This window comes from Bacteroides sp. K03 (genome assembly GCF_019734355.1).
Lineage (GTDB): Bacteria > Bacteroidota > Bacteroidia > Bacteroidales > Bacteroidaceae > Bacteroides > Bacteroides nordii.
The window spans coordinates 58,204-66,068 of record NZ_JAASHC010000030.1 but is presented as its reverse complement, the minus strand read 5'-3'; the positions used below and the strand labels follow the sequence as shown (position 1 = coordinate 66,068).

Sequence of the window (7,865 nt, the reverse complement as noted above, 5' to 3'; positions counted from 1 at the left end):
AAGGCTGAAAGCAGGATGGGATGAAAAATACCTGTCAACACTTTTACAGGACAGCGCATTTTAATGCGTCGGCCCTGAACATGGATAATGTTTGCTTTAAACGTATCTGGTTATTTACTTAAAAGGTACATTGAGTAACGCTTAAAGCATATACTTAAATAGATATAAGTTCAGGCAGGAAATCTATTTCACTCCCCTACAGTGTTATGAAATAAAGTTGAAAGAGGATTTTATGCAGATTGAGCAGAAAAGTCACTATCTTTGCACACTCACTGAACCGATTATAACAAAAAGACACTATAACAATATGGAAAAGAACTTCAAAAGAACCACAGTGACCTCGGCTTTGCCTTATGCCAACGGCCCTGTTCACATCGGGCATCTGGCCGGCGTATACGTACCGGCAGACATCTACGTCCGCTACCTGAGACTGAAAAAAGAAGATGTACTCTTTATCGGCGGGTCAGACGAACACGGTGTGCCCATCACGATTCGTGCCAAGAAAGAAGGAATCACTCCGCAGGATGTGGTAGACCGTTATCATTTCCTTATTAAGAAATCCTTCGAGGAGTTCGGTATCTCATTTGATGTATATAGCCGCACGTCATCGAAAACACATCATGAGTTGGCCTCAGACTTCTTCAAGGAGTTATATAACAAAGGTGAGTTCATTGAAAAAACATCCGAACAATACTACGACGAGGAGGCACATCAGTTTCTTGCCGACCGTTATATCACAGGCGAATGTCCTCACTGTCACTCCGAAGGTGCTTATGGCGACCAGTGCGAGAAGTGTGGTACTTCTCTTTCTCCAACAGATCTTATCAACTCCAAGAGTGCTATCAGCGGCAGCAAACCGGTGATGAAAGAAACCAAACACTGGTATCTCCCACTGGACAAACACGAAGCATGGCTGCGTCAATGGATTCTGGAAGATCACAAAGAATGGCGCCCCAATGTATACGGCCAATGTAAAAGCTGGCTCGACATGGGCTTGCAGCCTCGTGCAGTGAGTCGTGACCTGGACTGGGGAATTCCCGTTCCGGTAGAAGGAGCCGAAGGAAAGGTGCTCTACGTGTGGTTCGATGCCCCCATCGGCTATATTTCCAATACTAAAGAGCTGCTTCCGGACTCCTGGGAAACCTGGTGGAAAGATCCGGAAACACGCCTGATCCACTTTATCGGAAAAGATAATATCGTATTCCATTGTATCGTATTCCCGGCCATGCTGAAAGCCGAAGGTAGCTATATCCTGCCGGATAATGTACCGAGCAATGAGTTCCTGAACCTGGAAGGTGATAAAATTTCAACTTCACGCAACTGGGCAGTATGGTTGCACGAATATCTGGAAGACTTCCCGGGCAAGCAAGACGTGCTGCGCTATGTGCTGACCGCCAATGCACCGGAAACCAAAGATAATGACTTCACCTGGAAAGATTTTCAGGCACGTAATAACAATGAGTTGGTAGCTGTTTATGGTAATTTCGTAAACCGCGCAATGGTGCTCACTCAGAAATACTTTGATGGATGCGTTCCCGCACAGGGCAATTTGACCGATTATGATAAAGAGACGCTGAAAGAATTCGCCGACGTAAAGGCCGAAGTGGAAAAACTGCTCAACGTATTCAAATTCCGTGATGCGCAGAAAGAGGCTATGAACCTGGCACGTATCGGAAACAAATATCTGGCAGACACCGAACCGTGGAAGCTGGCTAAAACAGACATGGAACGTGTAGCCACTATCCTCAACATCTCATTGCAACTGGTAGCCAACCTGGCTATTGCTTTTGAGCCGTTCCTGCCTTTCAGTTCCGAACGCCTTCGCCAGATGCTGAACATGAACAGTTTCGACTGGTCAGAACTGGGACGTGACGACCTCCTCGCTGCCGGACACCAGCTCAACAAACCGGAATTGCTGTTTGAGAAGATTGAAGACAGTGTCATTGAAGCTCAGGTACAGAGACTGCTGGATACAAAGAAAGCCAACGAAGAAGCCAACTATAAAGCCAAACCGATCCGCGAAAACATCGAGTTCGACGATTTTATGAAACTGGATATTCGCGTAGGTACTGTTCTTGAATGCCAGAAGGTGCCCAAGGCAGACAAGTTACTGCAATTCAAAATAGACGACGGACTGGAAACACGTACCATTGTCAGTGGCATTGCCCAACACTACAAACCGGAAGAACTCGTAGGCAAACAGGTTTGCTTCATTGCCAACCTCGCTCCACGCAAGCTGAAAGGTATCGTTAGCGAAGGTATGATTCTCTCTGCCGAAAATAATGACGGCAGTCTGGCTGTAGTAATGCCGGGCCGCGAAGTGAAGCCGGGCAGTGAGGTGAAATAGTTCTCATAATTCCAAATAATTCATGAGCGAATCACTTAAAGAAAAGACAGCTAAAGGATTATTCTGGGGCGGATTCAGCAATGGCATACAGCAATTGTTGAATCTGTTCTTTGGGATATTTCTGGCCCGGTTGCTCAATGCCGATGACTATGGTATGGTAGGAATGCTTACCATTTTTATAGCCGTAGCCGGTACCTTGCAGGAAAGTGGTTTCACCAATGCGCTGACCAACAAACGGGAAGTAACCCATAAGGATTACAACGCAGTATTTTGGTTTAGTACCCTGACAGGGATAACCATGTACATTTTACTTTTCTTAAGTGCTCCGCTGATTGCCGATTTCTACGAAAAGCCGGAACTTGTTCCACTGGCACGGTATCTGTTCATCGGATTTCTGATCTCGAGTTCTGCTACCGCACACAATGCCGTCTTATTCAAGAATCTGATGGTAAAGCAAAAGGCTATGTCACAAATTATAGCTTTAACCCTCTCCGGGATCATAGGCGTAATTATGGCGTTCAACGGAATGACATACTGGGGAATAGCTACACAAAGTATAGTTTATATTCTGGTGGTAACCATCTGCTTCTGGCATTTTTCTCCCTGGCGTCCCACACTCAATATAGATTTCAGTCCATTGAAGGGTATGTTCGGATTCAGCAGCAAGATACTGGTTACGAATATCTTCACGCAAATCAATAATAATATATTCTCAGTTCTGTTAGGTAAATTCTTCTCAGAAGCAGAAGTGGGTTATTACACGCAAGCCAACAAATGGAACACAATGGGGCACTCGCTCATCACAGGTATGGTTAGCGGCGTAGCACAGCCTGTGCTTACTGAAGTAGCCAATGACGCGGGACGCCAACGAAATGTATTCCGGAAAATGTTGCGTTTCACTGCCTTTATCTCTTTCCCGGCTATGTTCGGACTGGCACTTATCGCTCATGAACTTATTGTCATTTCGGTAACGGATAAATGGCTGGACAGTGTGCCTATCCTACAATTATTGTGCATCTGGGGAGCCTTCCTGCCGATATTGTCTCTTTACTCCAATCTTATCATCAGCAAAGGAAAGTCCAACATTTATATGTGGAATACAATTACCTTGGGGATTCTTCAGGTTATAGTTATGTTACTGGCTTACCCTTACGGCATACACACCATGATCGTTGCCTTCGTGACTGTCAATATTGTCTGGATGCTGGTATGGCACTATTTTGTATGGCAACAAATCCGCCTCAGTCTCTGGAATGCACTGAAAGACGTTATCCCCTTTGCCACCCTGGCAGGAATCACAATGGTTGTCACTTATTACGCTACGCGCAGTATCGGCAATATATATCTGCTGTTCACCGCTAAGGTAGTGGTAGCCGCTATACTGTATACCTTGCTGATGTGGGGAAGCAATTCTGTTGTTTTCAAAGAAAGCATACAGTTTTTGAAAAAGAAGAAGTAGGGAGAAGGAAAGATGATAAGCGTAGTGATACCTTTATATAATAAAGAACGATATATAGAAAGAGCAATCCATTCGGTTCTCTCCCAAACGTTTCAGCAGTTTGAGATAGTTATTGTCAACGATGGTTCTACCGACGGGAGTGTTTCTGTCATCGAACGAATGAACAATCCACTCATCCGTCTCATCCACCAAAAGAACGGAGGTGTATCTGCTGCAAGAAACCGGGGGATTGAAGAAGCACGTTTTGAGTATATTGCATTTCTGGATGCCGATGACGAATGGAAAGAAAATCATCTGGAAGTAATAGCAGGACTGATAAGAAAATTTCCGGAATGCGGTGTATTCGGTACTTCCTATTATTATACCCGGGAAAACACCTCTCCCGCCACTCCGATTCTACCCGTACCATTTACCTTCAGCGGAGAAGAAGGAATCATAGACAACTACTACGAAATGGCTTCGGGAACTGACTTCCCTATCCATATGAGTTCATATGCAGTCCGTAAAAGAGAAATACAAAAAATAAGCGGATTCCCTGTGGGCATTCCATCGGGCGAAGATGTTATCACGCTTGCCAGACTCCATGCCGTTTGTGACATTGCCTATTCCAAACTACCGACTTCAATCTACTATCTGATATACGAAGGCAAAAACGTCCGTCCGGTACTCATGAATAATCCGTTGGACGAAGCGTTCGACAGACTGTTTAAAGAGGCATCACACCGCAAAGGTGTACGCCGTTTCGTTTCATCATGGCACAAGCGAAGAATGGTAAGTGCTATCTATGCAGGTAATTACCTGTTGATGTGCAGAGAATTCTTCATCGCTTTTCACCTTTACCCTTTGCAAAAGAAATTATACACCTCTCTGCTACTCAGTTTCTTCTCCCGGTGTACGGGAAAAGATTTATACTCCATCAACCGGATTTTAAACAAAAAGAAAAGAACATGACAGCCTCTCCTACCAGTCCCTCTTTCCCTCTTGTGTCCGTTGTAATGTGTACTTATAACGGAGAGAAATTCCTGCGCGAACAACTGGACTCTATTGTACAACAGTCCTATCCTATCCACGAGTTGCTGATTCAGGATGACCAGAGCACAGACCGGACAACAGAAATCATAAAGGAGTATCAAGCCCGCTATCCTTTTATCCGACTGCATATCAATGAGAAGAACCTGGGATTCAATGCTAATTTCCATACTGCACTCTGTAGCGCAACGGGTGATTTCATCTCTATCTCCGATCAGGACGATGTGTGGCATCCCGACAAACTTAAAGAGATGATGGCATGTATCGGAAACAAAGCCATGTGTTTTTCTTTTTCCGCTACCCCCCAAGATCACTCTATAGATGATATAGAACGCCGCCTCAACAATAACGAAAGCCTGGAACGACTGCTGTTTTCCAACTGCGTACCGGGACATAGCATGCTGCTACGCCGCAGTATGATAGAACAGATTCCTTTCTGGGACAACAATGTACTCTATGACTGGTGGCTGGCTGTCAATGCCCAGCTCTATGGAGGAGTAATCCGGTGTAATAAAATACTGACAAACCACCGGGTACATCAAGAATCAGCCATGAGCCTTTTTTACCAGAAGAACTATAAAAAAGCGAAACCTTACCTTCCCTATCTGAAAGGTTATCAATCGTACCGGGCATTAAGAAAAAAAGAGAGTTGGCAAAAATTCTACCGCCATATCCATAGAGAGAGCAATGGGCAGAAAGAACTAAATACTGCACACCGCATTGTGGACGCCATGCTGGGGAGGAGTTTCTTTTCTTTCCTGAAACTATGCCTGTTCTGCACGATACATAAAGACAAAATTGCAGCGAGAAAAAAGATCAATCACCTGAGAGCATTCTTCTATCCCTGCTTCTATGCATACAAGAATAAATGCTTTAATGACAGAACGTTTCATGATTAACTCTGAGTGTGAACTATTAAAGAAAAAGCCATGAGAATACTTGTTATCATTGTGAGTTACAACTTTGAGCGCTGGATAGATCGCTGTCTTGGCAGCCTGCGCAAATCGGTACATCCGGTTGACACAGTAGTGATAGATAACTGCTCGTCTGATTCTACTACCCAACTCATTGAACAGCGTTATCCCGAAGTACGCCTTATCAAAAATAAAGAGAATCTCGGCTTTGGGCGTGCCAACAATATTGGAATGGAAATAGCCATCAGCGAAGGATATGACGCTGTATTTCTACTCAATCAGGATGCATGGATAGACCCACAAACCATTGGTACACTTGCAAACCTTTGCCAGGAATATCCGGCTTATGGCATCCTCTCTCCGGTACATCTGACCGGTAACGGAGATAAGCCCGAACAAGGATTCAGTGCTTACACCGGCATCCGGCAACTGAGTGATCTGAACAAGGAAGTTCCCATAGTGCAAACAAGTTTCATCAACGCCGCTTTCTGGATGATCCCTGTTGCCGTACTCCATACAGTGGGAGGATTCTCACCTCTTTTTTATCACTACGGAGAAGACAAAGATTACGTCAACCGCCTCAAACACCACGGATATCTCGTAGGATACTCTCCCATAGTATTCGGTTGTCATGACCGGGAAAACCGGAAAGTCAGCCACGAAGTATGGATGCGTTCGGAACAAATATACCTGCTTACTGAATATGCCAACATCAACTACTCGTCTGTACAAGCCTTCGGATACGGCATATTGGCAGGCATCCAAAAAGCATTGCAAATGCTCGTACAAGGAAAACCCAAAGATGCACTGTCCTACCTGGCTATCTCCTGCCGGTTGTTGAAACAGAGTTCCAAAGTGAACCGGTTCCGAAAACAAAGTTGTCAAAGAAAAGCTAATTATTTACATTTATGAAAGTACTCTATACCTTTGGCGGAATGCCTCATTATCTGAATGCCATGCTCAATAAGCTACAGGCGAAAGGTGTTGATATCATAGTTGTTACTCCACAAAAAGGAAATGCCAACATCGGCAAAGGAGTAAAAATGGTAGAGAGTGGCTCTTATAAGCATCTCACCAGCCCGGAAAAAAAGATGTTTTACGGGAAAACAGCTTATCCGCAACTGCCGGAAATTATCCGGAAGGAACAACCGGATATTCTTGTAATGGGATGGCCTTACTTCCTGCAACTGTTCTTTCAGCCGGAACTAAGAAAAGCGGTAAAGAGCTGTAGAACAAAAATCGTCATCCGTGAGATACCATTCCAGACTCCACCCTATGGAAAGATAAGAGCGTTTTTCGAGGCCCAGCCTATGTATGACGAAAACATGCGGTTGCAGAGTACCGGAATGTCATTTTACATCAAACAATGGCTTACAGCACGTATCCGCAAATATTGTTATTCAAAAGTAGCAGGAACACTCAATTATTCAACGGCTGCATACGACATCCTCCCTTCCTATGGAGTAGAAAAAGAGAAAATACATGTTACTTATAATTCTACTGACACGGAAGCGTTGCTTCGTGAAAAGGAAAACGTACAGACAGCCCCTTCTATCCTTCCTCCCAATCCAAGGCGTATTCTCCACATCGGACGACTGGTGAAATGGAAGCGGGTGGACCTGCTGATAGAGGCTTTACCCAAAGTAATAGCACGGTTCCCGGACACAGAATTGGTGATAGTGGGTGACGGACCGGAGCTGGAGAACCTAAAGCAACAGGCAGAGCAACTGAACCTGAGCGGCTACATCCGTTTTGCTGGTAGTGTTTATAAGCCAGAAGTACTGGGAGCTTATATGAATGAATCTGCTGTATATGTACTTGCCGGTATGGGAGGGCTTTCTATCAATGATGCCATGACTTATGGTATGCCGGTCATCTGCTCTGTATGTGACAGTACCGAACGGGATCTGGTAACCGATAGGAAGAACGGTTTTTTCTTTAAAGCAGGGGATGCCAACAGCCTGGCCGAAAAAATTACAACTCTTTTCTCATCTCCCGAACTTTGTGAGAAGATGCGAAAAGAGTCGCAAAGAATTATTCTTGAAGAGATCAATATCGATACAGTCAGTCAACGATATCTGGACGCTTTCAAAGCATTCATGAGGTAGACTTCCGA

The 7,865-nt window shown here is 44.7% G+C and carries 6 protein-coding genes; all 6 read left to right on the top strand.

Annotation, left to right across the window (positions count from 1 at the left end; genetic code table 11):
- The first annotated feature begins 307 nt into the window (after positions 1 to 307).
- The 6 genes from metG to HCG69_RS16700 are packed head-to-tail and all read left to right on the top strand — an operon-like array spanning position 308 to position 7,857.
- Positions 308 to 2,347: a methionine--tRNA ligase gene (gene metG, locus HCG69_RS16725; RefSeq protein WP_221650987.1), complete on the top strand. Its 2,040-nt coding sequence runs from the start codon at positions 308 to 310 to the stop codon at positions 2,345 to 2,347.
- Positions 2,348 to 2,369: 22 nt separating this feature from the next.
- A complete protein-coding gene (locus HCG69_RS16720) occupies positions 2,370 to 3,806 on the top strand; it encodes a lipopolysaccharide biosynthesis protein (protein WP_221650986.1) in 1,437 nt (478 codons plus the stop codon).
- A 12-nt stretch (positions 3,807 to 3,818) separates the two neighbouring features.
- Positions 3,819 to 4,757: a glycosyltransferase family A protein gene (locus HCG69_RS16715; RefSeq protein ID WP_221650985.1), complete on the top strand. Its 939-nt coding sequence runs from the start codon at positions 3,819 to 3,821 to the stop codon at positions 4,755 to 4,757.
- Positions 4,754 to 5,734 carry a glycosyltransferase gene (locus HCG69_RS16710; RefSeq protein WP_221650984.1) on the top strand — a complete coding sequence of 327 codons (981 nt, stop codon included), beginning with the start codon at positions 4,754 to 4,756 and terminating at the stop codon, positions 5,732 to 5,734. Before HCG69_RS16715 ends, HCG69_RS16710 begins: the two co-directional genes overlap by 4 nt.
- 30 nt (positions 5,735 to 5,764) lie before the next feature.
- Entirely contained in the window at positions 5,765 to 6,661 is an 897-nt protein-coding gene (locus tag HCG69_RS16705; RefSeq protein WP_221650983.1) for a glycosyltransferase family 2 protein, read from the top strand.
- The gene (locus HCG69_RS16700) at positions 6,658 to 7,857 is read left to right on the top strand and encodes a glycosyltransferase family 4 protein (protein ID WP_221650982.1); all 1,200 of its coding nucleotides are present in this window, start codon (positions 6,658 to 6,660) and stop codon (positions 7,855 to 7,857) included. Before HCG69_RS16705 ends, HCG69_RS16700 begins: the two co-directional genes overlap by 4 nt.
- Positions 7,858 to 7,865: the final 8 nt, after the last annotated feature.

Coding starts and splice junctions, on each gene's coding strand:
- metG (WP_221650987.1), top strand. CDS start 308: ATGGAAAAGAACTTCAAAAGAACCACAGTGACCTCGGCTTTGCCTTAT.
- HCG69_RS16720 (WP_221650986.1), top strand. CDS start 2,370: ATGAGCGAATCACTTAAAGAAAAGACAGCTAAAGGATTATTCTGGGGC.
- HCG69_RS16715 (WP_221650985.1), top strand. CDS start 3,819: ATGATAAGCGTAGTGATACCTTTATATAATAAAGAACGATATATAGAA.
- HCG69_RS16710 (WP_221650984.1), top strand. CDS start 4,754: ATGACAGCCTCTCCTACCAGTCCCTCTTTCCCTCTTGTGTCCGTTGTA.
- HCG69_RS16705 (WP_221650983.1), top strand. CDS start 5,765: ATGAGAATACTTGTTATCATTGTGAGTTACAACTTTGAGCGCTGGATA.
- HCG69_RS16700 (WP_221650982.1), top strand. CDS start 6,658: ATGAAAGTACTCTATACCTTTGGCGGAATGCCTCATTATCTGAATGCC.